This window comes from Amycolatopsis sp. NPDC050768 (assembly GCF_040654155.1).
In the GTDB taxonomy this organism is placed as follows: domain Bacteria; phylum Actinomycetota; class Actinomycetes; order Mycobacteriales; family Pseudonocardiaceae; genus Amycolatopsis.
In genome coordinates, this window is sequence record NZ_JBFAHL010000014.1 from 154,600 (window position 1) to 180,742 (window position 26,143).

Below are 26,143 nucleotides of genomic sequence, written 5' to 3' on the forward strand. Positions count from 1 at the left end.
GGTCACCCGTACTCGGTAAGCGGCTGGCTAAAGATCAACAAGTGCCCATCGGGTGTCCGTACGTTGAAGTCGCGCATCCCGTAGGGCCGGTCAGCCGGTGGCTCGACGATGTCGGCGCCGCGGGCGCGCAGCTCGTCGTGGCAGGAATCGACGTCGTCGACGACAACCGTCACCCTGGCCGGGCCGACGCTGCTTTCGGCGTACAGGTGGAACTCGGCGGTGTCGCGGATCACGGCCGCGTAGCTAGGTGGGGTCTCCCAGGTGAATATGGTGTCGAATCCGAGGGCGTCCGTGAAGTACGACCGCGCTGCCTGCACATCTCGGCACGGCAGCACGGGAACCGCCACCCGCATGACCATTCCGTCACCTTACCTGACTTTGGCTCAAGATCGCTGATCTTGGGTAGGGTGCTGGCTGTTGAGCTGCGGTTTCGTCGTGTGAACGGCGAAAATCTGCGCACTAAGCGGCCGGTTCTAGGCTGTCTCTCGTGGCGTATGTGCGCACGGTGAAGACGGCGTCGGGGGCCAGGGCGGTGCAGATCGTGCACTCCTCGCGTCGCGGGTCGCGGGACATCGAGCACATCGGCTCGGCGCATGACGATGCGGCGTTGGAGGCGCTCAAGGCGGTGGCGAGGCAGCGTCTGGCTGTGGGGCAGCCCGAGCTCGACTTTGGCCCGGACTTCGCGGCGTTGCAGGCCGGCAGTGGTGCTGGTGGTGGGCCGCTTGCGATCACGTCGTCGCGGATGGGGTACCTGTGGGACGCGCTCGGCCACGCCTACCAGCTGTTGGGGTTCGAGGAGGCCGCTGGTGGTGACGAGGTGTTCCGATTACTGGTGCTGGCACGGATCGTCGAGCCGACCAGCAAGCTGGACAGTCTGCGGGTGGTCGAGGAGGCAGGTTTCGACCCGCCGGCGTACGCGACCCTCAAGCGGCGTCTGCCCACGTTCGCGAAAGAGTCCTGGCGGCAGAAGTTGGCCGCGGCGTGCGCCCGCACCGCTGATCTGGGGCCGGCGTCACTGGTTCTCTACGATGTGTCCACCTTGTACTTCGAGACCGATGCCGGGGACAGGTTCCGTGAGCCCGGGTTCTCCAAAGAACGCCGCCTGGAGCCGCAGATCACGATCGGGCTGCTCACCGACGCAAGCGGGTTTCCGTTGATGGTTAACGCGTTCGAGGGCAACCGGGGCGAGACCACTACGATGCTGCCGACCATCCGTGCGTTCATGGATGCCCACCAGCTGGCTGATGTCACGGTCGTGGCCGACGCTGGCATGATCTCTGCGGCCAACCAGCAGGCCATCGAGGCCGCGGGGTTGTCGTTCATCCTCGGCGCGCGGATACCCGACGTGCCGTACGTGGTCCAGGCGTGGCGCCACGAGCACCCGGATGAGCAGATCCCCGACGGGCACATCTTCACCCAGCCCTGGCCTGCCGGCCCCAAGGACCAGCGCCGCGACCAGATCATCTACTACCAGTACCGGGCGGACCGGGCTCGGCGCACCCTGCACGGCATCGACGAACAGGTCGCCAAGGCCGAGCAGGCCGTCGCCGGCAAGACCGCGGTCAAACGCAACCGGTTCATCCAGCTCACCGGCGCCACCAAGAGTGTCAACCGGACCCTGGAAGCCAAGGCACGCGCCCTTGCCGGCCTCAAAGGCTACGTCACCAACCTCCCGGACGTCACCGCCGAGTTCGTGATCGACGCCTACCACCGACTGTTCCACATCGAGAAGTCGTTCCGAATGTCTAAACACGACCTACGTGCGCGGCCGATCTACCACCACAAGCGCGAGTCGATCGACGCGCACCTGACGGTCGTGTTCGCCGCCCTGGCCGTCAGCAGGTGGATCGAGCAGACCACCGGCTGGTCGATCAAGAAGTTCGTGCGCACCACCCGCCGCTACCGCACCATCAACATCCAGGCCGGCGAGCACACCCTCACCGCCGTCGACCCGCTACCCGACGACCTCCGCGATGCCCTCACCCGCATCCACGACCGCGGTGCGCACTAATTTGAGCCAAGTCAGGAATGTTGAAACGGTCGGCAAATTTAAGTTTGGGCGATCTGTGCGATGGGTCGAGGCGTCGAACGCTCAACGGCTTCATTTCCCGGGGTTAGCTGAAGAAAACGCTGCTTGCTGAGAGCGCGTGCCGAATGCGGAACTTAATGGAATCATGAATATTCAGACTGAAGACCTTGTCTGCAGTGGCCCATAATACCTCCGTACTTTCAATGCTGGTCTTGAGGTTGCCGCCAACTTGACGCGCGCGGAAGCAAATGGAGAACTCTTGTCGTACTTCGCCGTCGTCGTAGGCGATGACGTGCTTAGGGTCTGAGTACAGGCCGATTACTCCGGTAACCTCGCAGTCAACGCCGGTTTCTTCGCGCACTTCCCGGACTGCTGCTTCGGCAAGCGTCTCGCCGAGTTCGAGTTGGCCGCCTGGGATCGAATAGAGGTCGTTGTCTGTGCGCCTGATCATTAGAATTCGGCCGTCGTCGTCCTGAATGAACGCCGAGACCGCTACCGCGATGCTGTTCGCCTTCGGCGCGTTCGGGTCGTTGTAGTAGTCGACTCGGGTCATGCTGCCTCCTAGAAGGTGGCCGGCTTGGCGAGATTCCAGACTGACTCGAAGCTCTCCGAGTACGTCTCGAAGAGGTCCCCGGCGGACAGTCTCCGCAGGTGGAGGGACGGAGCGTGGGCTCCCTGGAACCCGTACACGTGCGTGTTGATGATCATCTCGTCGTCGAACCGGAAGATCGAGTTGTAGAGCGTCGTGTTGTGGAAGCGCATCTCCACGCCGTCGACGCCGATCAGTGGCCGGTAGGACGCCAGGGCGTTGCGGATGCGTGCCGCGAGCGTCCCGTCGCCGAGTTGCTCCTCCTCGCCGCGCAGGGCGACGCTCTCCCCTTCGGGGTCTCCGAACACGAGCCGGATTCGAGCGCCGGCCTCTGCCTTGGCTGTCAGGTCCTTGATGAACCGCGGGCGTTCCACCAGGAACAACGCCGCGTGGACCAGGATCTCGACGGTCTCCGATGCTTCCTTGATCAGCCGATCCCACAGCTCGACGGGGACGGCGTTGCGGTGCGGGAAGACCTGCACAAGCTCGGCGGCGGCCGTCTCGGCCTTGCGCTCGGGGGCCACCGAGTCCGGCCACAGGTAGGTCTCTGACTCGCGCGCCATGGCGGCGATCTTGTGCCGGTGCTTGGGGTACGGCGTCCGGTTCTTGGTGATCCAGCGCTCGACCGTCTTCTGATCGACGCCGACCGCCTTGGCGACCTGGTCCAGTCCCAGGCCGTTGCGCAGAAGCGCGTCGCGCAGGCGTTCGTTCGGCATCGGCACCCCCTTGGGACGTGTAGGGACGTCTTCGAAGGTACCAGGGACGTCCCGAGATGTCCCGCCACGTGGTGATCACGTCCCGCGTTTCGGCGGAGATTGGGTGTCAGGTTGCCGGGGCAGGCCCGGTGCCAGGACACCGAGGAGGACGCGTGACGACTGAAACGACTGGCCGGCCGACTGGCTCGGACAAGCGGGCGGTACCTCGCCGACGTGCGGCGTAGGCGCGGCGTGGCATGCGCGACACGGTTCAGATCCACGTCACGGCTGATCTGCCGATTCGTGCCCGGGCGCTGACGTACGCAAACCGCGCGGAAGTCCGGTTCGGCAAGGCGTTCCCGGTGGTTCTGCTCGTGGACTCGGAAGCCATCGCCGTACTGCGGAGGGAACTGGAGAAGGTGAGCGCGGCATTGGACGCCGCAGCGGCACGAGGCGGAGAGCCGCCAGAAGCTACCAACTAACAGACGACATAAGGGAATCAGCATGGCTATCGACAAGGGACACCGGTTCGGCATCGACTTCGACGACGCGTTCACGCAGGGCCTCGTCATGGTGGGCGAAGTGTCGCCCGACAACGAATATCAGTCGCGTGAGGACCGGGCCGCCAATCGTCCGGTGCGGCAGCGAGTCGACGAGGTGACCGGTAAGCGGCAGTGGAAGGTGATGGTCACCGACCCCGCCGAAACCCGCGCGAAGCGGGCGTCGTTCGAGATCACGCTTCTCGCCGACGTTCAGCCGGTGCCGACCACTTCGGAGGCGCTGCCGGGTATGCGGCCGATCGAGCTGGACGGTCTGACGGCGGAGCCGCGTGTGGCTGGTCAGGGCGAGTTCAAGTACCAGTCCTATGTGTTCCGCGCGACGGGGTTCAAGCAGGCCAACAGCAACGCGAAGACGTCTCGGTCCGGCGGCACCGGTGAGACGCCGAAGGCCGCGTGAGCGAGGTGGGCTTCCGCGAGCGGGTCGAGGCGTGGGAGCAGGCGTATCGGGACTACATGGCCGCGTGGGAGCTCGGCCGTGCGGTGCTGTCGCCGATGAGTGCCACGAACACGGCCAATGCTGCGAGGCGGGTGTCGCGGGCGTGGCACGAGCTGGCGCAGGCGCGTGGGTTGCCGTGGTGGTGTGTGGCGGCGTTGGAGTCGGCGGCCGAGGGGTTCGCCGACCTGGCCCGGGATTGGGAACAGCATGATGGCAACGTGGGACGGCCTGGGGCTGCGGTGGACGGTAGGCCCGGGGACCGAGGTGACGGTGGAGGAGACCGGGACGGGCGCATCACATCCGCCGGTCCTGGTGCTGGCCGGTGGGCTGTGCGTGGTGACGCTGGTGCCGCCGGAGGACCAGACCGCCTGGACGGGATGCGCGGTGTTCCTGCGCCGGCTCCGCGACCACGCGGACGAACTGGCGGCGCTGCTGGAAGCCCGCGCGGGGAGGCGTGATCGTGCGGAAGGCTGAGCCGAAGACGCTGCGGGAAGCCCACGAGGTCGTGATGGATCGCCGCCCGCCGAACGACGCGAACCCGTCGGCGTGGCTGGCGTTCCGGCTCGGCAATGCGCGGCTCTACAAGGCCGTCGCGGACATCGACCGGGGGCATCACCACGAGGCGCTGTACTGGGCCGGATACGAGGAACGGCAGGCGGGTGATATCTCGGCGGAACTCCAGGCGAGGGGCACGCCTACCGATTAGTCGCATGTAGACGATCGGAAAGTCAACAGTAGAAGCGAAAAACGCACGCTATGACGTGCGGCGATGAAGCGCGTCCTGATGTTGGGGCGTCTGATCCGTAAGGCGCAGAAGCGGAACCTGGCTACCAACCTTGCCGCTCCTGCGCTGTCCACAACCAGCGGAAGTGAACAATGACAACGCTAAACGATGACAACGGACGAGCGTCAACGGGGGTCACCCGAACGCGCTGCGTCTCCTGCAAACGATTCGCCAAACTGCTGCCCGGCGAGACCAAGTGCGCTCCCTGCTCGGGAATGCTGCCGCTGGATCTCCAGCCGATGCGGGGTGGTCGGTGATGTCTCCAGGCTTCGCGGTGGTCGCCCTGGCTGGGCTGGGGCTCTGCGTGTGGGTATTGCACAAGTTGGGTCGTGCCTTGGCTTCGGTGGTGGAAGCCTTGGCTGCGGCGGCCGTGGTGTTCGTGGCGCTGTGGTGGCTGTGCAAGGCCGTGGTCTGGATGCTCGCGCAGGTCGTGACGCGGTGGCGGACCAGCCTCGCCGTGGTCGCGGTGTACGCCTGGTGCGAACTGCTGGGCTGGCTCTCGCTGGTGATCATCACTGGCAGCGTCGCGGCGGTCCTGCTGGCGTGGTGGCTGATCGACGCTGTCTCGTTCGATCAGTGGTGCTGGCGGTTCCTGCGCTCGTGGTGGGCACGGTGGGCGCTCTATGGGCGGAAGTTGCCGGAGTGGCTGCACGCCTGCGGCCTGTCGGTGCGGGACGAGGCGCTGCCGGTGGTGGTGAACGTGAACCTCGTCGGCCGTCGACGCGCGCTCTCCCGCTCGACCTCGAACCGGCCGAACGCGCGGATCCCCAAGGTGCTCGGCGTCCGCTCCGGTGCCTCGTGGGATGAGGTGCGGGTGGAGCTGGTGGCCGGGCAGAAGCCGGAGGACTTCGACGACGCCGCCCGTGCCCTGGCAGTCGCGCGGAAGGTCGCTCGCTGCCAGGTCCGTGAGCTGGACCCCAATGTGGTGTCGATCGACTTCCAGCGTCGTGACCTGCTCAGCGGCGGCGTAGCCGGCCCTCAGGTCCCCGACGGCGTCGACTCGACCGGTGTGGACTTGCGGAACGTCTGGGCGGGCCGGACCGAGTACGGGCGTGACTGGCGCGTTCCACTGCTCGGCTCGGGTGCCCACTGCCTGACTGCCGGTGCCTCCGGGGCGGGCAAGAACTCGGTGATGTGGTGCCCGCTCGTAGCGGCTGCCCCGGCAATTCGGGCCGGGGCGGTGCGCATGTCCGGCATCGACCCGAAGGGCATGGAACTGGCCTACGGGCGGGGGATCTTCTCTCGCTACGCGGTCGGTGGGAAGGACGCGGTCGAGCTGCTCGACGGCCTGGTGGAGGAGATGGAATCGCGCAAGCGGGCCTTCGCCGGGCGGCTGCGGACAATCCCGGTGTCGACGGAGTATCCGTTGGAGCTGTTGGAGTTCGACGAGATCGGCGCGTTGACGAAGTACACCGACCGCAAGACCCGTGAGGCCATTGTGGAACGCGTCGCGCTACTGACCACCCAGGGTCGGGCGCTGGGGATCTCGGTCCGTGGCTACGTTCAGGAGCCCACCAAGGACACCGTCCCGGTCCGCGAGTTGTTCACCCGGCGCGTGTGCCTGCGGGTCACCTCCAAGACGCACGTCGGCATGGTCCTCGGCGACGGCGCGTACGAACGCGGGGCCTGGGCCAACCGCATCGGCGACTCGGAAGCCGGCGTCGGCTACGTGTGGGGCGAAGGCATCCGCGAGCCACTGCGCATCCGGGCCGGGTGGGTCTCCGACGGCACCGTGAAGGCGCTGGAGGAGTACGTGACCAATGGGGGTGTCGCGGATCTGCGGCACGGCGGTGAGGGGGTGGCCGCGTGAACCGGCTGATGATCTTCCTCGACGCGATCCGCGATCACCTGGACTCGCACCAGCTGCCGCCGGCCGCGTCGGTCGACGTCAACGCTTGGTCGAGCCCGATCACGGTTCAGCTCGACGTGGACGGCCTGCCGGAGGTGTCGCGGGCGTTGTTGGTGTGGGCACAGACGCTCGAGGACGTCTCGGCTCGGCTGTGGCGGCTGGTCGACGGGAGGTGGGTGCATCTGTCGATCAGTGGCCGGACGCCGTGCGGCATCCCCGTCGTGGTGTTCGGGGTGGTCCGGTTCGAGCCGAGCACGTTCTCCGACCTCCCGGTAGGGGCAAAGCAGGACATGCCGGTGTTCCTGCTGCGTGGCTGGTCCTCGCCGGGGGAGGTGGCGGCCTGATGAGCGAGACACGCGCCGAACGAATGCGAACCCCGCTCGCGGCTGACGTGATCCGGGCGACGGCGGAGAAGCACGGTGTCTGCGTGCGGCCGTTCACGATGGGGTGGGCGACACGGAGACGGGCGAACTTCGCTACGTCCCGGTTCCCTGTGGCTCCACAGTGGAGTCGGTGTGCTTGCCGTGTGCTCGGAAGGCGAAGGCGCTTCGGCAGGCGCAGTGCCGCGAGGGCTGGCATATGACCGAAGAGCCCGTCCTCGCCGCCGAGCCGCCTTCGGAGGATCACAAGGAGTTGCTGACCTACCGGGCCGACCTGGTCGCGGCCTATCGGGAGGTGGTCGAGCACGACCAGGCGGAGGCGGAGGAGCTGCGCGAGGAGGTCACCGGGGTTGACGCCGAACTTCGGCAACTCGGGATGCGGGGCCGGCTGCCCGCCCTCGACGTCCCGACCAAGCGGGCGGTGAAGCGGTCGACCAAGCGGCGGCAGGATGCGCCGAACCTGCCCCGGCGGAAGGTCGCCAAGACCACGGTCGGGCGGGAGTACGCGGGGAAGTTCAGGCCGTCGATGTTCGTGACCCTGACCTGCGACACTTACGGCCCGGTCCGTGGCGACGGCTCCCCGGTCAACCCGAGCCGATATGACTACCGGCGGGCGGCCCGGGATGCGGTGCACTTCTCGGCGCTGGTGGACCGGTGGTGGCAGAACCTGCGCCGGGTCGTCGGCTGGGACGCGCAGTACTTCGCCACCGTCGAGCCGCAACGTCGGGCCACTCCGCACTTACACGCGGCTATCCGGGGCTCGGTGCCGCACGACGTGATTCGCCAAGTCACCGAAGCCACCTACCACCAGGTCTGGTGGCCGGCTCACGACGAGGTCGTCTACATCGATCGCCTCCCGGTTTGGGACGGTCCGGACGCTGGCTTCGTCGACCCGGAGACCCGTCAGCCGCTGACCAGGTGGGACGACGCGGTGGAGGCCATCGAGCACCCGGCGCACGTCGTCCGCTTCGGGCGCCAGGTGCACTCGAAGGGCATCCTCGGCGGCACCGAAGAGGCCGGCCGCCATATCGGCTACCTGACCAAGTACCTCACGAAGTCCACCGGCGAAGTGGTCGAGGCCGACAGTGCGGCCCAGGCTGATCACCACGACCGGTTGCATGCCGAGTTGTCGGTCACGCCGTGTTCGCCGCGCTGCGCGGTCTGGCTGATCTACGGCGTCCAGCCCAAGGGCGTCACGGGCAAGACCACCCCGGGGCACTGCAAGGGCAGGGCTCACCGCCGGACGACGCTCGGGCTGCCGGGCCGCCGGGTCCTGGTGTCGCGGAAGTGGTCGGGTAAGACGCTCGTGGACCACAAGGCCGACCGGCGGACCTTTGTGCTCCAGGCGCTCGCAGCAGTGGGGATCGAGAAGCCAGACGCCGATCGGTCGCAGCAGGTCTGGCGGAAGGTCGAGCCCGGAGACCCGCAGGTCCCGCCCCGGCCGCACCTGGTGATGCGTGCAATCGCGGAGCGGATCACGTGGAAGGCCGAGTACGACCGGGCGCTACTGGCTGCGGAGAGACCTCCAGAAACTTCGGCAACTGGACTCGCGGCCTGATCTAAGGGGGAGCACATGAACAACGTCAGCAACATGAACCGGCTCTGGACCGTCGATGATGTCTCCGACTACCTCGGCGTCCCGGTGAAGACGCTCTACCAGTGGAAATGGCGCGGCGAGGGGCCGCCGGTCAAGAAGATCGGCCGGCACCTGCGTTACGACCCGGCCAAGCTGCGCGCCTGGGTCGACGCGGAGGCGGCCTGATGGGGCACATTCAAGACCGCTGGTTTCGCCCCGCGCGGGATGCGGTGACCGGGAAGGTCATCCTCAACGCGCGGGGCAAGCCCGTCATGGAACGGTCCGAGCTGTACGGCATCGGGCTGCGCTACAAGGTTCGGTACCTCGACCCGGACAACAACGAACGCTCGAAGTCGTTCGCGGACAAGCAGAAGAAGCGCGCTGAGGACTTCCTCATCGGCGTCGAGTCCGACAAGCGCGAAGACAAGTACATCGATCCGCGGGCCTCGATGACGACGTTCCGCCAGCAGGCGGAGAGCTGGGTGAAGAGCCAGTCTCCGGACCCGGGCACGCGGTCGACCATCCTCAGTCGGCTCGAAAGCCAGATCTACCCGGTCTTCGAGACCAAGAAGGTCGGGCAGATCCAGCCGTCGACCATTCGTGACTGGGTCGGCTCGATGGAAGAGCGGAAGCTCTCGGACAACTACCAGGCGGTCTTGTTCAACACCGTCTCCGGTGTGATGGATTCGGCCGTGGACGACCGTCGGATTCGTGAGAACCCGTGCCACGCGAAGACCGTGCGGCGACCGGTCGCGAGTAGCCCACCGATCGTCGTATGGCCGGAGGAGCGTGTTCAGGCTGTGCGGTCGGGCCTGGTGGAGCGGTTCAAGATCGCGGTTCCGCTCGGTGCCGGCTTCGGTCTGCGGCAGGGTGAGATTCTGGGCTTCTCACCGGACGACGTCGACCGGACAGCGATGACCGTGCGGATTCGACGACAGATCAAGACGGTCAGGGGCGTGATGATGTTCGCGCGTCCGAAAGGCGGTAAGGAACGGACTATCCCGCTGTCGGCTGCAATGCTGGCCGAGATCGACGACCACGAGGACCGGTTACCGTCGGTGGCCGTCACGCTCCCCTGGCAGAGCGCTGACGGTGAGCCGGTGACGGCACGGCTGCTGATGACCGGTGAAGATGGTCGGCTGTACTCGGGGGACCTGTTCACGAAGGTCGTCTGGTACGGAGCGTTCCGGAAAGCCGGGATCGAGTATCGGCGTCGCGCGGACGGGATGCACGCGCTCCGTCACTTCTACGCCTCCACGCTGCTCGCTCGCGCGGTTTCAATCAAGGAGCTGGCGGACTACCTCGGCCACTCGGACCCCGGCTTCACGCTCCGGACGTACACACACCTGGTTCCGTCGAGCCACCAGCGGGCGCGTGAGGCCGTGGACGCGGTGTTCGGACGGCCTGCCCTCGATGACGGCCTGGAGGCGGCCTGATCATGAAACCCCGCCCTCGCCGACGCGAAAGTCGCCCGGTCGCACAGCCCCGAGAAGGGGAAGCGGCCGGGCGGCTTTCCGTTACGTCACAACTACTTCAGCTCGGCCGAGGACTTCCCGAGGATTCGGCGAGCCACGATGAGCTGCTGAATCTGCTGAGTGCCCTCGAAGATGTCCAGGATTTTCGCGTCCCGAGCCCACTTCTCCAGCAGCGATTCCTCCGTGTATCCGTACACGCCGGCCAGCTCGACGCACTTCAGGGTCACGTCGACGACCGTCCGGCCGGCTTTGGCCTTCGCCATGGAGGCCTGCAGGGAGTTGGGCTTGCGGTTGTCCGCCATCCACGCCGATTCCAGCGTCAGGAGGTACGCGGACTCGAAGTCGGCCTCCAGTTCGAGCCAGGTGGCGGCGGCCGGGTGCTGTGGGGGGCGGTCGTAGTCGATCGTGACGCCTGCGGACGACAGGATCCGGCGGGTCTCCTCCAGTGCGGCGCGGGCGACGCCCACCGCCATGGCCGCGACCAGCGGCCGCGTGTTGTCGAACGTCTGCATGACGCCCGCGAAGCCCTTGGCGGTGTCGATGTCCGGCGTGCCCAACAGGTTCTCGCGGGGGACGCGGCAGTTTTCGAAGCGCAGCACGGCCGTGTCGGACGCGCGGATGCCCAGCTTGTGTTCCACGCGAACGACTTCGAAGCCCGGCGTGCCCCTCTCGACCACAAAGGACTTGATCGCCGCGCGGCCCTTCGTACGGTCCAAAGTGGCCCAAACCACCACGGCGTCCGCGCGCTGGCCCGATGTCACGAAGATCTTCTCGCCGTTGAGCACGTAGTCGTCGCCGTCGAGGACGGCGGTGGTGGTGATGGCGGCGGAGTCGGAGCCGCAGTCGGGCTCGGTGATGGCCATGGCGGCCCACAAGCCGGAAAAACGGGAGAGCTGCTCGTCCGTCGCGACGGAGCTGATGGCCGCGTTGCCCAGGCCCTGGCGTGGCATGGACAGCAGCAAACCGACGTCACCCCAGCACATCTCGATCGTGCCGAGAACGACGTTGAGGTTGGCGCCGTTGCGGTTTCCGTCGCCCGCCGAGTCACGAGAACGGCGCACGCCCGCCGCGCCGGCGCCGCCCTCGCCGGAGGAGTTGAGGCCGTCGAGCAGGGCCGCGAACATGTCGAGCTCGGCGGGGTAGGTGTGTTCGGCGCGGTCGTACTTGCGCGAGATCGGCCGGAACACTTGGGCCGCGGCCTGGTACGCCTGGTTGATCAGCGTGCCGGCCTTCTTCGGAACTTCGAGGTTGATCATCGAATGCCTTTCTAGAGGAGGACGGCGCCTTCCATCACGCCGATCGCTCGCAAGTCCCGGTACCAGCGCTCCACGGGGTGCTCCTTCACGAAGCCGTGCCCGCCCAGCAGCTGCACGCCCGCGTTGCCGATGCGCATGCCCTTGTCCATGGCCAGCTTGCGCGCCAGCGCGGCCTCCCGCGCGTAGTCCTTGCCCTGCTCCGCCCGCGCCGCCGCGCGCAGCGTGACCAGGCGCAGGCCCTCGAGCTCGATGGCGATGTCGGCGACGGAGAACGCCACCGCCTGCCGGTGGCTGATCGGCTCGCCGAACGCGGTGCGCTCGTTCACGTACGGCACCACGTAGTCGAGCACGGCCTTCGCCGTCCCCGCCGCGAGCGCCGCCCAGCCCAGCCGCGAGAGGCGCACGACCTCGGTGAACACGTCGGCCTTTCCGCCGCCCAGCAACGCGCCCGCCGGCAGCGCGACCTTCTCCAGGTGCAGCTTGCCGGTCGCGGCGCCACGCAGGCCCATCGCCGGCTCGGCCTCCACCGTGACGCCCGCCGACGACGATTCCACGAGGAACAGTGCCGGGCCGCGGCCTTCGAGGTCGGCCGAGACGAGGAACAACTCTGCTTCCGCCGCGCGCGGGATCAGCGACTTCACGCCGTCGAGCTGGTAACCCTTCGGCGTGCGCTTGGCCTTCGTGGCGGGCTTGAACGGGTCGAACAGCGGCGTGCGCTCCAGCAGCGCCAGTGCCGCCGCGGGCACCTGGTCGCCGGCGAACGCGGGCACGTAGTCGGCCTGCTGCTGCTCGTCGCCCCAGGCCACGAGCGCCGTGCTCACCGCGGACGGCGCGAGCACGGCCACGGCCAGCCCCATGTCGCCGTGCGCGAGGGCCTCGGCGACGAGCGCGTTGGTGACGACGGACCGCTCGGTGCCCGCCCCGCCCAGCTCCTCGGGGATGCCGACGAGGCTGATGCCGAGCTCGGCCGCACGCGTGAGCAGGCCTTCGGGCGCCGCGAGCTTGGCGTCGGCGTCCGCGGCGGCGGGCCGCAGCTGCTCGGCGGCGAACTCGGTCACCGTCTCCACGATGAGCTGCTGGTCTTCGCTCGGCGTGAGGTCGAACAGCCCGGTGACTTCCTGCGCGGGGGCCAGCCGCGCGGGTTTGCCGAGCCGCCGCACCGACTTGAACGACCGCGTGGCCGCCCCCGCCGCGCGGAAACCGTTGCGGGTGCCCGCTTTGACCAGGTTCTGCACCGGCCCGCGCAGCCCGGCCCTGTCGATCACGCTGCTCCCGGCCAGCCGGGTGAGCGCGGCCAGGCCGAAGCCCATCGCGTCTCGTTTCCTCGCCGCAGCCATGTGGCCTCCCCCTCGGGTTACCTACTCGCGAGTAGGTTAGCACGGGCCGGCGGGCCTCGCGTGGCAGTGCGTCACCGGTGCCGGTTCGAACGGCCGAACTGCTGCGCTTCTCCGGTGAATTCGCCGGGTGACGGCAATTGCACTCTTTAGTGTGGAAACGGTTTCATGGTTACCTGGGTCTCGGCACACTTCGGTGTGGAATTTCCGCCGGAATCATATGGGGAGTCATGACCGTCACTGCCGAAGATCGGGTAAAGGTCGTTTTCGAATTGTTCGATGTCGATCACAGCGGATTCTTGGAGGGGAGCGACTTCACGGCTATGTCCGACCGCGTCGAGCAGGTGGCCGACGGCTCGGGTCCCGAAGCGAAGGCGGCGCTGAGAGCCTCCTTTGCCAAGTGGTGGACCACCGTCGAGCGCGAGCTCGACGCCAACCGCGACGGCAAGGTGAGCTACGACGAGTTCACCGCGTGCGTCCTGTCTCCCGAAAAGTTCGACGACACCGTCACCGACTTCGCTCACGCGTTGTCCGCCCTCGGCGACCCCGACGGCGACGGCCTTATCGAACGTCCGCTTTTCACCGCTTTGATGCTCGCCATCGGTTTCAGTCCGGCCAACATCGACGCCTTGTTCGACGTATTCGGCCCGGACGCCGAAGATCGAATTGCGGTGTCCGTCTGGTCGGACGGCATCGTGGACTACTACCACCCGACCAAACCCGACGTCGCCGGCAACTACCTGGTGAGCTGAGGCTCGCTGGTCAACGCGGCGGCAGGGGGACCTGCCGCCGCACCCAGGCCATCCGCTCGAACGCGACCAGCCCCAGCACCGCCACGGCGACGGTGACCACAGCCACCGCCGCGGGGGTGTGCTCCAGCAGCGGCGTGACCCCGAGCAGCACGGCGGCGAGTACGAGCCGTTGGACGTTCCAGCTGCCGACGTTCCGCCGCCGCAACGCACTCAGCGCCACGAGATACAACGCGAGCCCGCCGGTGAGCGCCCAGATGGGCACGCCGTGCAGCGCCTCGCCGGGTAGGTGGTGCGCAGTGTCGGACAGGTAGAGGAACGCCTTCTTCAGGCCCAGCGCCACGAGCACGATCCCCGCGATCAGCGGCAGGTGCAGGAACGTGTACGAATCCGTCGCGAGCTTCGTGCGCTCCACGCCCTTCGCGCCCGCGAGCCGGCGCTCGGCGACGCGCGCGACCACGTCGAAATAGGTCCACCACATGCCCGCGGCGAGTGCGACGCCGCACAGCGCGCAGCCGGCGATCAGCCACGTCATGGGCACCGGCCCGATGCCGATCCCGATCGCCACGATCGATTCGCCGAGCGCGATGATCACGATCAGCCCGAACCGCTCCGCGAAATGCGCCGGCGAGTTGAGCCGCCAGCCGGCGGGGCCGGAGAAGTAGACGTTCACGTAGTCCACGGTCAGCGCGACCACCCACAGCACCAGCTGCCACGGCCCGGCGAGGAACGCCGCCAGCACCAGCAACCCGATGCTCGGCACCAGCCCGCGCAACATCCGCAGCAGCACGCCCTGCAACTCCGGGTCGTGCCGCGCCGCGCCCAGGTACGCGACCTCGTGCAGCACCCGCACGATCGCGTAACACCCGACGAACAGCAACGGCCCGTCCAGCCCACCTGGCCGGTCCGTGAACGCCTCCGGCACCGTGAGTGAAAGCAGGAACATCACGCCCATCGCCCCGAACATCGCGAGCCGCGCGATGCCGTGGTCCACGTGGATCGTCGTGCCGAGCCAGGCGTAGCAGCACCAGCACCACCACAGCACCGCCAGCACCAACAGCCCCTCGACAACGCCGAGGGGGCTCAGGTGGTCGGCCATCAGCTGGGTCGTCTGCGTGATCGCGTACACGAACACGAGGTCGAAGAACAGTTCGAGCGTCGACACCCGATGTCCTTCGTCCGCCGTGACCAGGTGCAGCCTTCGTCCGGTGGGCACCCGGCATGCTCGCACGCCGATGCGGTGAGGGGGAGCGATTTCGCCTAGAGCTTCTTCAGTACTCCAGCACCGCGTGCAGCAACGCCGTCAACTCCGCCTCGAACCGCGGCCGCCCGCTCACTCGCCGGGTTCGCGTGAGGTCGTTGGCGATCGTCAGCGCCGCGTGCACCCGGATTTTCGCCTCGCGGGCCGGCAGGGTGGACGAGATCGTCGACAGCAGTGCCACCCAGGAGTCCACGTAGTCCCGCTGCACGCGCAGCAAATCGGCCTTGTCGCGGTCCGGCATGGTGACGCGGTCGGCCGTGAAGGAGACCAGTAGCTCAGGCGTGTGCAGGAGCGTGTGGACGTACGAAGCTGCCAGCCGGCGCAGTGCCGTGCGTTCGTCGGGGGCGCGCATCGCCTGCTCGGCGGCCAGGGCGAGCCGGTCCGCCGCCCGGTGTCCGATGGCGACCATCAGGGCCGCTTTGCTGGGGAAATGCCGGTAGACGCTGGGTCCGGCGATCCCGGCCGCTGCGCCGATGTCCTCCATGCTCACCGCGTGGAAGCCGCGTTCGGCGAACAGTGTGGTCGCGGCGGCCAGGACCTGTTCGCGGCGGGACGGGGTGCCGAGGCCGTTGCGGACGGGCTCCACCAGACCGGCCGACGGCAGTGTGGTGTTGAGCACAGCCAACGCGAGCTCGACGAGCAGCGGAACGAACCGGCGACGGGCCACCGTCGTGTGGTGTACAGCCACGCTGCCGAACACCGACAGCGCGCCCCAACAGAGAAATTCGGCGTCGTCGGTTGTCAGCGAAGGGCGGACTTCCAGCAGCGCCTTCGTCCACGCGTCGAGTACCGCACCAGACCGCCGCCGGATCTCCCGCCGCTCGTCGCGTGGCAGATGAGGGCCTTCCCAGCGCCACAAAGCAGCGATCTCGCGCCGTTCGACAGCCTGCGTGGCCAGCCCCGTCAGCAGCACTTCCAGCTGGTCAGGCCCACCCGACAACGCCGAAGCGGTCACCGCCTCCATGTCGTCGATCCCGGCCAGCACGACGTACGCCAGGATCGCCTGCTTGTCCGCGAAGTGCCGGTACAGCGCCGGCCCCGTGACGCCCGCCGCGGCCGCGATGTCGTTGATGCCGACGCCGTGGAAGCCGCGCGCGCGGAACAGCCCGGCCGCGACCGCGGCGAGCTGGGCCTTGCGGTCGCGGGGGCGCGACCCGCGGGCTGGAGTACTCATGGTGAACCGACGATAGCGCTAATCGGAACACCGGCAACCCATTGACACCATCGGGTTCGCCAGGCTTATGTTAATGGGCATTAGCACCCATGGCTCGGTATGCTCGGCCGTGAGATACACCGAAGTGTCCAACCACGCCGCTGCGCGGAGGAGTGTTCAGTGAGTAGCGAGGCCTACATCTACGAGGCGATGCGCACGCCTCGAGGTAAGAACAAGGGCGGTGCCCTCCACGGCACCAAGCCGCTCGACCTGGTGGTCGGGCTGATCGAAGAGCTCAAGGTCCGCCACCCGAACCTCGACCCGAAGGCGATCGACGACATCGTGCTCGGCGTGGTCTCGCCGGTGGGTGAGCAGGGCGCCGACATCGCGCGCACCGCCGCCCTCGTGTCCGGCCTGCCGGAGACGGTCGCGGGCGTGCAGCTCAACCGCTTCTGCGCGTCGGGCCTGGAGGCCACCAACATCGCGGCCCAGAAGGTGCGCTCGGGCTGGGACCAGCTGATCATCGCCGGCGGCGTGGAGTCCATGTCGCGCGTGCCGATGGGTTCCGACGGCGGCGCGCTGTTCATGGACCCGACCACGGCGTACGACGAGTACATCGTGCCGCAGGGCATCGGTGCCGACCTCATCGCGACGATGGAGGGCTTCAGCCGCGAGGACGTCGACCGGTTCGCGGTGCGCTCGCAGGAGAAGGCCGAGGCGGCCTGGTCAGGCGGGTACTTCGCGAAGTCCGTGGTGCCGGTGAAGGACATCAACGGCGTCACGATCCTCGACCACGACGAGCACCGTCGCCCCGGCTCGACCGTCGAGGGCCTGGGCAAGCTCAAGGCCGCGTTCACCGCGATCGGCGACATGGGCGGCTTCGACGCCGTCGCGCTGCAGAAGTACCACCAGGTCGAGAAGATCGACCACGTCCACACGGGCGGCAACTCCTCCGGCATCGTCGACGGCGCGGCCATCGTGCTCGTCGGCAGCGAAGAGGTCGGCAAGACCTTCGGCCTCACGCCGAAGGCGCGCATCGTCGCCACCGCCGCCATCGGCTCGGAGCCGACGATCATGCTCACCGGCCCCACGCCGGCCACGCAGAAGGTGCTCAAGACCGCGGGCCTGACCCCGGACGACATCGACCTGTGGGAGCTCAACGAGGCCTTCGCCTCCGTCGTGCTCAAGTGGATGAAGGACCTGCACCTGCCCGAGGAGAAGGTCAACGTCAACGGCGGCGCGATCGCCATGGGCCACCCGCTCGGCGCCACCGGCGCGATGCTGGTCGGCACCGTGGTCGACGAGCTGGAACGCCGCCAGGCGCGCCGCGCCCTGGTGACCCTGTGCATCGGCGGCGGCATGGGCGTCGCGACCATCATCGAGCGGGTGTGAGGACCTCCAATGGCTGAAAGCAAGACCATCCGCTGGGAGAAGGACGCGGACGGCATCGTCACGCTGACGCTGGACGACCCCAACCAGTCGGCCAACACCATGAACTCCGCGTTCCGCGAGTCGCTCGGCGTAACTGTCGACCGGGTGGAGGCGGAGAAGGACGACATCACCGGTGTCGTGATCACGTCGGCCAAGAAGACGTTCTTCGCCGGTGGCGACCTGCGCGACCTGATCCAGGCCAAGCCGGAGCACGCGGCCGCGTTCACCGAGTCCAGCACGCTGATGAAGACGCAGATGCGCCGCATCGAGCAGCTCGGCAAGCCGGTCGTCGCGGCCATCAACGGTGCCGCTTTGGGCGGTGGCCTCGAGATCGCGCTCGCCACGCACCACCGCATCGCGGCCGACGCGAAGGGCAGCCAGATCGGCCTGCCCGAGGTCACACTGGGCCTGCTGCCCGGCGGTGGCGGCGTCGTGCGCACCGTGCGGCTGCTCGGCATCCAGAGCGCGCTGCTGAACGTGCTGCTGCAGGGCACGCGCCACAAGCCGCGCAAGGCGCTGGAGCTGGGCCTGGTCCACGAGGTCGTGGACACCGTCGAGGAGCTGGTGCCCGCCGCCAAGGCGTGGATCAAGGCCAACCCCGAAGGCGGCGTGCAGCCGTGGGACGTCAAGGGTTACAAGATCCCGGGCGGCACCCCGTCGAACCCGAGCTTCGCGGCGAACCTGCCCGCGTTCCCGGCGAACCTGCGCAAGCAGCTCAAGGGCGCGCCGATGCCGGCGCCGCGCGCGATCCTGGCCGCGGCCATCGAGGGCGCGCAGGTCGACTTCGACACCGCGATCAAGGTCGAGACGCGCTACTTCGTCAGCCTGGCCACCGGGCAGGTCTCGAAGAACATGACGAAGGCGTTCTTCTTCGACCTGCAGTCGATCAACTCGGGCGGCTCGCGTCCCGACGGTTTCGAGAAGTACACCGCCCGCAAGGTCGGTGTCCTCGGCGCCGGGATGATGGGCGCGGCAATCGCGTACGTCTCCGCGAAGGCCGGCATCGACGTCGTGCTCAAGGACGTCTCGCAGGAAGCCGCCGACATGGGCAAGGGCTACGCGGCCAAGCTCGAGGAGAAGGCTCTTTCCCGTGGCAAGACCACGAAGGAGAAGTCCGACGAGCTGCTGGGCCGCATCAAGGCGACCGGCGACGCGGCCGACTTCGAGGGCGTCGACTTCGTGATCGAGGCCGTGTTCGAGAGTGTCGAGCTCAAGCACAAGGTGTTCGGCGAGATCGAGAGCATCGTCAACTCCGATGCCGTGCTGGGTTCCAACACCTCGACCCTGCCGATCACCACCCTCGCCGAGGGCGTGAAGCGGACCGAGGACTTCATCGGGATCCACTTCTTCTCGCCGGTGGACAAGATGCCGCTGGTCGAGATCATCTGCGGTGAGAAGACTTCGCCCGCGACGCTCGCGAAGGTCTTCGACTACACCCTGCAGATCAAGAAGACCCCGATCGTCGTCAACGACAGCCGCGGCTTCTTCACCTCGCGCGTGATCGGCACGTTCATCAACGAGGCCGTCGCCGCGCTGGGCGAGGGTGTCGAGCCGGCGTCGATCGAGCAGGCGGGTTCGCAGGCCGGCTACCCGGCGCCGCCGCTGCAGCTGATGGACGAGCTCACGCTCACGCTGCCGCGCAAGATCCGCGTCGAGACGAAGGCCGCGGTCGAGGCCGCGGGCGGCACCTGGACGCCGCACGCGTCGGAAGCCGTGATCGACCGCATGCTCGACGAGTACGACCGCAAGGGCCGCAGCACCGGCGCCGGCTTCTACGAGTACGACGAGAACGGCAAGCGCACCGGCCTCTGGCCCGGCCTGCGCGACGCGTTCAAGTCGGGCACCGGCGACGTCCCCTTCGAAGACCTCAAGGAGCGCATGCTCTTCGCCGAGGCTCTCGAAACGGTGAAGTGCTTCGACGAGGGCGTGCTGACCACCGTGGCCGACGCCAACATCGGCTCGATCTTCGGCATCGGCTTCCCCGCGTGGACCGGTGGCGTGATCCAGTACATCAACCAGTACGCCGGTGGGTTGCAGGGCTTTGTCGACCGGTCCCGCGAACTGGCGGCCCGGTACGGCGACCACTTCCTGCCGCCGGAGTCGCTGGTGGCGAAGGCGGCCAAGGGCGAGATCTACGAATAAACCCGGCTGCTAGTACGCACTGACCGAGAGGGGCTCTTTCCCGGATTCTTCCGGGGAAGAGCCCCTCTCGCTTTCGGGTACGGAGTCGTGCTCGGGCACCAGGTCCAGCCGGATGGTGTAGCCGAGGAAACGGGCGTACATCAGGAACTCGCACAGCGCCAAGTCGTGCACGGTCGGGCTGTACTCGAGGCACCAGATGTGGATGGGGCTGGTGCCGAGGGCCTCGGCGAGGTCGGTGCGCGATCGACCGGCGGCCATCCGGGCGCGGCGGAGTTTCTCTTGCAGGCGTTGGGGTTCGGCCATCGCGTCGGCATCGGGGTCTGGGGTCGTGAAGTCGGTGTGCGGCATGCGTTCGCGCCAGGGAAGGGGGCGTTCGGCGGGGTCGTCCTCGATGACGAGCAGGCGGATGGCGCAGCCAAGTTCGTGGGCGTACTCGGCGAACCGTTGGGCGCTTTTCGAGTGCGGGGCGCGGAACCACCAGCGGGCGGCGGTGACGCGGTTGGGGAGGCCGGTCATCTCTTGGATGTTCGAGAGTGTCCAGCCGCGGGAGTAGCGGACTTCCTCGAGCCGCGCCCTCGCAACCTCGATCTGTTCCGTCAACGAATCCATGGCTACCGTCCAGTGACTTGTCCTAACGAGTTGCCGTACGGTGACACACGGTGGGCCAACTGGTCAAGACAAGTTGATGAGTGGCAGAATGCGCGCATGGTGGATCGCAGAAGCGGCATACCTGCGTTTCGGCAGGTTGCCGGGGATCTTCGCGACAAGATCGCAGCAGGTGAATACGCGCCGGGTGAGCAGTTGCCCAGCGAGCGGGAGTTGGTCGACACCTACGGTGTGTCGCGGCCGACCGTTCGGGAAGCGGTGAACATGCTGCGCTCGGAAGGTCTGGTGACCTCGGAACACGGGCGCGGAGTGTTCGTCCGGCCGCCGGCGCTGGTGCAGGAGCGCGTGGCGACCACTCGGCTTTCCCGCGCCGCTCGGGAAGGCGATCGTGCGGCTTTTCGAGCCGATGCCACGGCTCGCGGTCTCACTCCTTCCGCGTCGGTCGAGATCAGGTTCGAGCGCGCCGATGCTCGGGTCGCGGCGAGGCTTGCGATCTCCGAGGGCGCCGAAGTGACTGTGCGGGACCGCGTGATGCGCGCGGATGATCTGGCGGTCCAGCTTGCGGTGTCAAGGCTGCCTCGCGAGCTCACCCGTGGCACCGTGATCGAGAAACCCGAGACCGGGCCCGGTGGTACGTATGCGCGTTTGGAGGAATCTGGTCATCTTCTCCGCTCGTTCACCGAACAGGTCGGAGCCCGGATGCCTTCGCCGGACGAAACCTCGTTGTTGCAGCTCGCCGACGGTGTCCCCGTCATCACCGTCACCCGGGTGGCCTACGGCACCGACGGCACGCCTCTCGAAATGAACGACATGGTCCTGGCCGCGGACCGCTACGAGCTGTCCTACGAATGGCCCGCCGACTAGGCCATTCGCTGCTGTGTCGGCAGAAATGCCGGGAGCCCTCCCGCTCGTCGCATGTGAAACTGGTTCATGGACCAGACCGCGACGACGCCCATCGAGGAGCGTGAAGACCCGCTCGCGTTCGCGGGGTCCGACAAGCTGGTGAAGCTCGTCGGCGCGCTGTACCAACGGCCGCGGATGGGCGATCTGCCGCGGTCGTTGCACTCGGTGAACGTCGAGTGGGAGCCTGGCTACCAGCAGGAACGCGCGGGCCGCAAGGGTTTGCCGATGGTCTGCCTGGTGGGTCCGGCCGAGGGTGTGCTCGAAGAGTTCAAGCGGCGGTTGAGCACGGCGCGGCCCAGCGGCGGCGTGCGGTACGCGTACCTCCCGCTTGACCGGCGTAACGACACCGAAGGCGCCGCGACCGCGGCGAGCGTGCACGCGATCCGCGACATCCTGTGGGAAGCGCGCACCGAGTTGCTGCGCAGCCCGCGTTCGCGGGGGTCGGGGTTGCGGTTCGGGCTGTTCACGCTCGTCGTGCAGCTGATGGCCGAGAAGCTGCCCGCGTCGGATCCGCCGGAGCGGACGTTGCTGCGGAAGCTGCAGGACAACGGCTTGCTGGTGCGGTTCCGCTCGGCGATCGAGAACGTCGGCAAGGAGCTGGTGCCGTCCAACGACGCGTGGAAGTACCCGTTGCTGGTGCTGCGGTTGCTGACGATGGCGACGTTCCGGCTCGCCGTCACGGGCCGCGTGCCGCTGCTTTCCGGGCGGTACCGCTGGTTCCTGCGCCAGCCGCACCTCGCGCCGGAGATGTCGGGCAGCTTTGTGCGCTTCGCGGTGCGCCTCACCGACGGCGAGTGGCAGCAGGAGTCGCCGGAGTTCGTCGCGCGGCTGCTGGTCAACGCGTTCCTCGAAGACCTGCGCCGCGGCTACCGGCTGCAGTTCTTCCGGCGCCGGCGCATGACGTACCCGGTGCTGCTGCTCGACCACGTCACCACCACCAACGGCGGCTACCGGCTGCTGGAGCTCATCAACGACGTGCGCAACCAGACGGGCCTGTTCGACCCGTTGCTGGTGGTCAGCACGAGCGACGCGCCGCCGCCGGAGGACCGGCCGAGCCAGGACCGTCCACGGTGGACCGCTGCGGACGCGGGCGACGCGTACCGCTCGTGGCAGCACGAACTGTTGCGGGACCGCCGCGCCCGCGACGCCGCCGCGTGGTACATGCCGATCGGCCTCGACCCGGGCACGCCCGAGCAGCGGAGCAGGGCGCGCAAGCACTTGCAGTCGCTGGGGGACACGTATGTGTTGCGGCGCCGTCAGTCGAGGCCGCCGTGGTGGGCGACGCGGTGGATGCGGCTGGGGGTGCCACTGGTGATCGTCGCGCTGGTGGCGAGTTTCGTCGGCGTGCGGTACCAGGACTACCGGACCAGCCACTGCGGCACGTCGAGCGAGTGGCTCACGTGGACGGGCACCGAGTGCGTGGGGATCTCCGACGGCTCGTTCTCGGTGTACCAGCCCGCCGACGACACGATCCGGCAGGTGCTTTCCGTGATCACGGACCAGAACCGGCGCGCGGCCGAGCTGCACGCCGCGCACCCGGAACGGCCGTACATCACGCTCGTCGACCTCGAAGCGCTGACGTCGCCCAACGGCACACCCGAAGGTCTCACGGCGGAACGCGAGTCGCTGGAAGGCGTCGCGGTCGCGCAGCTTCGGCAGCTCACCGCCACGGCGACGGCCGAGCCGATCGTGCGCGTGCTCGTGGCCAACGGCGGGCTCGGGATGCGGCAGGGCGTGGCCGTCGCGCGGCAGCTGAGCCGGATGGCCGAGCAGGACCGCAGCATCGTCGGCGTGGTGGGGCTGGACATGAGCAGCCTGCCGACGCAACAGACCATCCGCGCACTCGGCGACGCGGGGCTGCCCGTGGTGGCGTCGACGCTGTCGGCCGACGGGCTCGCCGACCAGAACCCGGTGTACTTCCAGGTGGCGCCGCAGAACCGTCGCGAGGCGGCGGTGGCCGCGGCGTTCGCTGCCACCCGTCCAGGCCCGCGAGTGTTGCGCGTGTACTACTCGGACGACGACTCCGACACCTACAGCACCAACCTGCGCGACGACGTAATGAAGTCGTTCAAGGACAAGGGATTTTCGGTCGAGGCCCGGGCTTTCTCCCCGGACGGCGGGCAGCAGGCGCCGTCATCGCATGACCGCTACGGTGAACGCCTCGTCGGCAACGCCGCCGCGGCCGGCCGGGACACGTGCTCCTACAACGGTTTTGTCCTCTTCGCCGGCCGCGGCGTCCCGGACTTCGGCGACTTCGCCACCGGCGCCGCCCAATGCGGCAGCACCGCCACGATCCTCGGCGACGACGACGTGTCCCGGTACGTCGCCGACCAAGTGGCGCGCGAGCAGAACCGCGCGCTGCCGTACTACTACCTGTCCTTCGCCAGCGAACCGGCAACCGACCCGCAAGGCCTGGCGCGCGACTTCTACACCACGCTGGACCGCACGCTGTTCCCGTTCGAGCAAACAGAACGCGGCCGCTCCTTCGACGGCCACGCCGCCCTGTCCTACGACGCCGCGCTGGTGATGATCACGGCGACGGCGTATTTGCGCGAGACGTCCGCCGACATCCCCGTGACGCCGGGCGCGGTGTGGCGCGAGATCACCGCCATCCACACCTCCCGCCCCGACGACCGCCAGACCAACAAGTACATCGAAGGCGTCACCGGCACCATCGACTACGGCGGCGACATCGGCCGCCACGTCCCGGAAGCCAAGCCCGTCTCGGTCCTGCGCGTCGAGGGCGGCGAGGTGGTGCGGGGGTTGCAGGGCTTCTGCGGAATGGCGGCGGGGCGGACGTCGGATGGGTGGTGTCCGGCGGATTCGTGAGGGTTCTTATCTCGACGGCCAGTAGCGGACGTAGGTTTCGGGCCACGCGCCGCCGGCACTGAGCCGCTCGCGGAAGGCACGGTCCGTACTGAACGTCGGCGCGCGAGGACCGCCACACCCGCGAGAAACCCGAGCTCGCGCAGGAACTCGGCCGATGCCGCTGATCCCGTGCCGATCACGCGCGCTCCGGCGATCCGGGCCAGCTGGACGGCGAAGACCCCGACCCCGCCCCCCGCGCCGCCGATCAGCACCGTGTCGTCCGGGCCGGGGGTCACCGCGGCGAGGGCGGCGGAGGCCGTGCGGCCGGCGATGGTACGTCGTGGATGCGGGCCCAGCGGACGGGCGCCGTGCCCGGGCTGTCGAACAGGCGCACGCCCGAGCCGAGCATCACGGGGGCCAGGTGGACGTGGAACTCGTCGATCAGGCCGAGCTCCAGGCATTGGCGGGCGATGTCCTGGCTGTGGATCTCCAGGTCCTTGCCCTTCGCGGCGGCCAGGCCGATCTCGACGGCCTCGGCCAGGTCGCAGTCGAGGAAGGTGATGCCGGCGTCCGGGATCGCGTCGTCGGGGTGGTGGGTCAGCACGAACACCGGGCCGGTCCACTCGCCGCCGTAGGGCTGACGGCTGGCCTGGCCGGGGAAGCGCTGCGCGAGGGCGTCGTAGCCGCGGCGGCCGCCCAGGACGGCGCCGAGGGTGGCGATGGCGTCGTGGTGGGTGGCGGGGCTGACTTTGGTGCCGGACATCCAGTCCATCGAGTGGCCGGGGCCGGCGGCGAAGCCGTCGAGCGACATCATGAGGTGCCAGCGCACGTTGCCCATGGGGGTCTCCGTTCGTTTTCGGTGTGCCCGTACTGACCGGCGGGCGCCTGAAAACTCATCGGCCGAGCATCCACCTCACGAAGTCGAAGAACTCCTTGGCGTAGAGGTGCGGTTCGTCGGCCGCGGCGGCGACTTCGTCGACCCAGCGGTACACCTCGGCGTACCGCGGGAGCCGGTCGGCTTCGTAAGCCTGCAATGCCGCAGGGACGTCCGCGTCCGTCAGGTGATCGGCGAGAACCAGCGCGTCCTCGATGCCCAGGGAGGCGCCGGAAGTGATGTGCGGGGAGACGGCGTGCGCGGAGTCGCCTGCGAGGGCGACGTGGGCGGAGACCCAGCGGGACTGCAGGGGCAGCGCCATCACGCGGTTGCTGACCACGCGGTCCTCCGGCGTCGCCTCGATGGCTTCGCGCAGGGGGAACGGCCAGCCGCCGTCGTAGAGGTGGTCGACGCGGGCGAGGGCTTCCTCCTTCGCGGAACGCGTGGTGGGCGGCGCGCCCAGCTGCGCGAGGACCCAGAACGCCGTGCCGCCGCCACTGCGGACCACACCGCCGCGGGTGCGTTCGCGGCCGACGACGAAGCGTTCCACGGTGATTTCGGGGATCGCGCTCTCGGCGACGATCCCGCGCCACGCCAGGTGGCCCGGGTACTCCTGCGCGGCCGAACCGGGGGAGAGCTGCGCGCGGACGCGCGAATACACGCCGTCGGCGCCGACGAGGAGGTCGGCTTCCTCGGTGGAACCGTCGGCGAACTCCACGGTCACGCCGCCGTCGTGGTCCCGGTAGCCGGTGACGCGGGCGCCGGTGCGCAGCTCGTCGGCGGTCAGCGCGGCGGCGAGCAGCTCGTTGAGGCGCTGGCGCGTGACCATGAGGTAATCGACGTCGGCGAGGTCGCCGTAGTACTCGTCCATGACCTGCCCGGCCGGGTCCTGGTAGCGGATCGCGCTCGGCACGCCGGCCGCGCGGATGTCACCGCCCACACCCAGCCGGTCGAACACCGCGAGCGCGTTGGCCCACAGCCCCAGCGCGGCGCCGACGCCGCGGATCTCGGATTCCTGTTCGCACACCAGGGTTTCGAACCCCGCCCGCCGGAGCGCGAGCCCCGTCGTCAGCCCGACAACGCCGCCCCCGGCCACCACCGCTCGTTTTCGCACGCGCACATCTTCCTCGGGGAAACGGTGGCGTGACAACCCGGGAAAGGTGCCGGCCGAATTTCGTTGCCCGGCAACGGATTTCGCACCCTTCTACGTATTTGTTCACGAATGTAACGCGGTGCGGCTATTCCTCGACAAG

The 26,143-nt window shown here is 68.3% G+C and carries 24 protein-coding genes and 2 pseudogenes; 15 read left to right on the forward strand and 11 right to left on the reverse strand.

Going from position 1 to position 26,143, the window contains the following annotated elements; all coding sequences use genetic code 11:
* Positions 1-2 precede the first annotated feature (2 nt).
* Positions 3-359: a VOC family protein gene (locus AB0H62_RS34650; protein ID WP_284742606.1), complete on the reverse strand. Its 357-nt coding sequence runs from the start codon at positions 357-359 to the stop codon at positions 3-5.
* Positions 360-532: 173 nt separating this feature from the next.
* Between AB0H62_RS34650 and AB0H62_RS34655 the strand changes: the two genes are divergently transcribed.
* On the forward strand, positions 533-2,011 hold the full coding sequence (locus AB0H62_RS34655) for an IS1634 family transposase (protein ID WP_360590927.1): 1,479 nt from the start codon (positions 533-535) through the stop codon (positions 2,009-2,011).
* A gap of 103 nt (positions 2,012-2,114) precedes the next feature.
* Here AB0H62_RS34655 and AB0H62_RS34660 read toward each other — a convergent pair whose 3' ends face one another.
* Together AB0H62_RS34660 and AB0H62_RS34665 are read right to left on the reverse strand one after the other, a co-directional pair.
* Positions 2,115-2,582 carry an NUDIX domain-containing protein gene (locus AB0H62_RS34660; RefSeq protein ID WP_360590770.1) on the reverse strand — a complete coding sequence of 156 codons (468 nt, stop codon included), beginning with the start codon at positions 2,580-2,582 and terminating at the stop codon, positions 2,115-2,117.
* 8 nt (positions 2,583-2,590) lie between these two features.
* Positions 2,591-3,334 carry a DUF5919 domain-containing protein gene (locus tag AB0H62_RS34665; protein WP_360590772.1) on the reverse strand — a complete coding sequence of 248 codons (744 nt, stop codon included), beginning with the start codon at positions 3,332-3,334 and terminating at the stop codon, positions 2,591-2,593.
* 236 nt (positions 3,335-3,570) lie between these two features.
* On the opposite strand from AB0H62_RS34665, the gene AB0H62_RS34670 reads away from it, so the two are divergent.
* From AB0H62_RS34670 to AB0H62_RS34710, 9 genes and pseudogenes are all read left to right on the forward strand, one after another.
* A complete protein-coding gene (locus AB0H62_RS34670) occupies positions 3,571-3,795 on the forward strand; it encodes a hypothetical protein (RefSeq protein ID WP_360590774.1) in 225 nt (74 codons plus the stop codon).
* Between the two features lie 22 nt (positions 3,796-3,817).
* Positions 3,818-4,270 carry a hypothetical protein gene (locus AB0H62_RS34675; RefSeq protein ID WP_360590776.1) on the forward strand — a complete coding sequence of 151 codons (453 nt, stop codon included), beginning with the start codon at positions 3,818-3,820 and terminating at the stop codon, positions 4,268-4,270.
* Positions 4,271-4,516: 246 nt separating this feature from the next.
* Positions 4,517-4,783, forward strand: a complete 267-nt coding sequence (locus AB0H62_RS34680) for a hypothetical protein (RefSeq protein ID WP_360590778.1) — start codon at positions 4,517-4,519, stop codon at positions 4,781-4,783.
* The gene (locus AB0H62_RS34685; protein WP_360590780.1) at positions 4,764-5,015 is read left to right on the forward strand and encodes an AMED_5909 family protein; all 252 of its coding nucleotides are present in this window, start codon (positions 4,764-4,766) and stop codon (positions 5,013-5,015) included. Before AB0H62_RS34680 ends, AB0H62_RS34685 begins: the two co-directional genes overlap by 20 nt.
* A gap of 334 nt (positions 5,016-5,349) precedes the next feature.
* Positions 5,350-6,903, forward strand: coding sequence for an FtsK/SpoIIIE domain-containing protein (locus AB0H62_RS34690; RefSeq protein WP_360590782.1), 1,554 nt, complete (start codon positions 5,350-5,352; stop codon positions 6,901-6,903).
* Positions 6,900-7,286 (forward strand): hypothetical protein, encoded by a 387-nt coding sequence (locus tag AB0H62_RS34695; protein WP_360590784.1) that lies wholly within the window; start codon positions 6,900-6,902, stop codon positions 7,284-7,286. The genes AB0H62_RS34690 and AB0H62_RS34695 overlap by 4 nt, the downstream gene beginning before the upstream one ends.
* Positions 7,286-8,880: pseudogene (locus tag AB0H62_RS34700) on the forward strand (replication initiator). The gene AB0H62_RS34695 and the pseudogene AB0H62_RS34700 overlap by 1 nt, the downstream one beginning before the upstream one ends.
* A gap of 15 nt (positions 8,881-8,895) precedes the next feature.
* The gene (locus AB0H62_RS34705; protein ID WP_360590786.1) at positions 8,896-9,084 is read left to right on the forward strand and encodes a helix-turn-helix domain-containing protein; all 189 of its coding nucleotides are present in this window, start codon (positions 8,896-8,898) and stop codon (positions 9,082-9,084) included.
* Positions 9,084-10,334, forward strand: a complete 1,251-nt coding sequence (locus AB0H62_RS34710; protein ID WP_360590929.1) for a site-specific integrase — start codon at positions 9,084-9,086, stop codon at positions 10,332-10,334. Before AB0H62_RS34705 ends, AB0H62_RS34710 begins: the two co-directional genes overlap by 1 nt.
* Before the next feature lie 92 nt (positions 10,335-10,426).
* Here AB0H62_RS34710 and AB0H62_RS34715 read toward each other — a convergent pair whose 3' ends face one another.
* Positions 10,427-11,629: an acyl-CoA dehydrogenase family protein gene (locus tag AB0H62_RS34715; RefSeq protein WP_360590788.1), complete on the reverse strand. Its 1,203-nt coding sequence runs from the start codon at positions 11,627-11,629 to the stop codon at positions 10,427-10,429.
* Positions 11,630-11,640: 11 nt separating this feature from the next.
* Positions 11,641-12,939 (reverse strand): acyl-CoA dehydrogenase family protein, encoded by a 1,299-nt coding sequence (locus tag AB0H62_RS34720; protein ID WP_360590931.1) that lies wholly within the window; start codon positions 12,937-12,939, stop codon positions 11,641-11,643.
* 254 nt (positions 12,940-13,193) lie between these two features.
* On the opposite strand from AB0H62_RS34720, the gene AB0H62_RS34725 reads away from it, so the two are divergent.
* Entirely contained in the window at positions 13,194-13,715 is a 522-nt protein-coding gene (locus AB0H62_RS34725; RefSeq protein ID WP_220243964.1) for an EF-hand domain-containing protein, read from the forward strand.
* Positions 13,716-13,725: 10 nt separating this feature from the next.
* On the opposite strand, the gene AB0H62_RS34730 is transcribed toward AB0H62_RS34725, so the two are convergent.
* The gene (locus tag AB0H62_RS34730; protein ID WP_220243963.1) at positions 13,726-14,928 is read right to left on the reverse strand and encodes a low temperature requirement protein A; all 1,203 of its coding nucleotides are present in this window, start codon (positions 14,926-14,928) and stop codon (positions 13,726-13,728) included.
* A 55-nt stretch (positions 14,929-14,983) separates the two neighbouring features.
* Positions 14,984-16,147: a TetR/AcrR family transcriptional regulator gene (locus tag AB0H62_RS34735; protein ID WP_360590791.1), complete on the reverse strand. Its 1,164-nt coding sequence runs from the start codon at positions 16,145-16,147 to the stop codon at positions 14,984-14,986.
* Between the two features lie 159 nt (positions 16,148-16,306).
* Here AB0H62_RS34735 and AB0H62_RS34740 point away from each other — a divergent pair, with 159 nt between their 5' ends.
* Complete coding sequence (locus AB0H62_RS34740) at positions 16,307-17,518, forward strand: acetyl-CoA C-acetyltransferase (RefSeq protein WP_220243961.1); 1,212 nt, start codon at positions 16,307-16,309, stop codon at positions 17,516-17,518.
* A 9-nt stretch (positions 17,519-17,527) separates the two neighbouring features.
* Positions 17,528-19,699 carry a 3-hydroxyacyl-CoA dehydrogenase NAD-binding domain-containing protein gene (locus AB0H62_RS34745; protein ID WP_360590793.1) on the forward strand — a complete coding sequence of 724 codons (2,172 nt, stop codon included), beginning with the start codon at positions 17,528-17,530 and terminating at the stop codon, positions 19,697-19,699.
* 9 nt (positions 19,700-19,708) lie between these two features.
* On the opposite strand, the gene AB0H62_RS34750 is transcribed toward AB0H62_RS34745, so the two are convergent.
* A complete protein-coding gene (locus AB0H62_RS34750) occupies positions 19,709-20,308 on the reverse strand; it encodes a helix-turn-helix transcriptional regulator (protein ID WP_220243959.1) in 600 nt (199 codons plus the stop codon).
* Between the two features lie 96 nt (positions 20,309-20,404).
* Between AB0H62_RS34750 and AB0H62_RS34755 the strand changes: the two genes are divergently transcribed.
* Both AB0H62_RS34755 and AB0H62_RS34760 read left to right on the forward strand, forming a co-directional pair.
* Positions 20,405-21,169 carry a GntR family transcriptional regulator gene (locus AB0H62_RS34755; RefSeq protein WP_360590795.1) on the forward strand — a complete coding sequence of 255 codons (765 nt, stop codon included), beginning with the start codon at positions 20,405-20,407 and terminating at the stop codon, positions 21,167-21,169.
* Positions 21,170-21,235: 66 nt separating this feature from the next.
* The gene (locus AB0H62_RS34760) at positions 21,236-24,037 is read left to right on the forward strand and encodes a hypothetical protein (protein WP_360590797.1); all 2,802 of its coding nucleotides are present in this window, start codon (positions 21,236-21,238) and stop codon (positions 24,035-24,037) included.
* A 128-nt stretch (positions 24,038-24,165) separates the two neighbouring features.
* Here the strand turns inward: AB0H62_RS34760 and AB0H62_RS34765 are convergent.
* From AB0H62_RS34765 to AB0H62_RS34775, 3 genes and pseudogenes are all read right to left on the reverse strand, one after another.
* Positions 24,166-24,348: pseudogene (locus AB0H62_RS34765) on the reverse strand (NADP-dependent oxidoreductase); the annotation flags it as partial.
* Positions 24,309-24,854, reverse strand: a complete 546-nt coding sequence (locus tag AB0H62_RS34770) for a dihydrofolate reductase family protein (RefSeq protein ID WP_360590799.1) — start codon at positions 24,852-24,854, stop codon at positions 24,309-24,311. The gene AB0H62_RS34770 and the pseudogene AB0H62_RS34765, both read right to left, overlap by 40 nt.
* Before the next feature lie 55 nt (positions 24,855-24,909).
* Complete coding sequence (locus AB0H62_RS34775) at positions 24,910-26,004, reverse strand: FAD-dependent monooxygenase (protein WP_360590801.1); 1,095 nt, start codon at positions 26,002-26,004, stop codon at positions 24,910-24,912.
* Positions 26,005-26,143 lie beyond the last annotated feature (139 nt).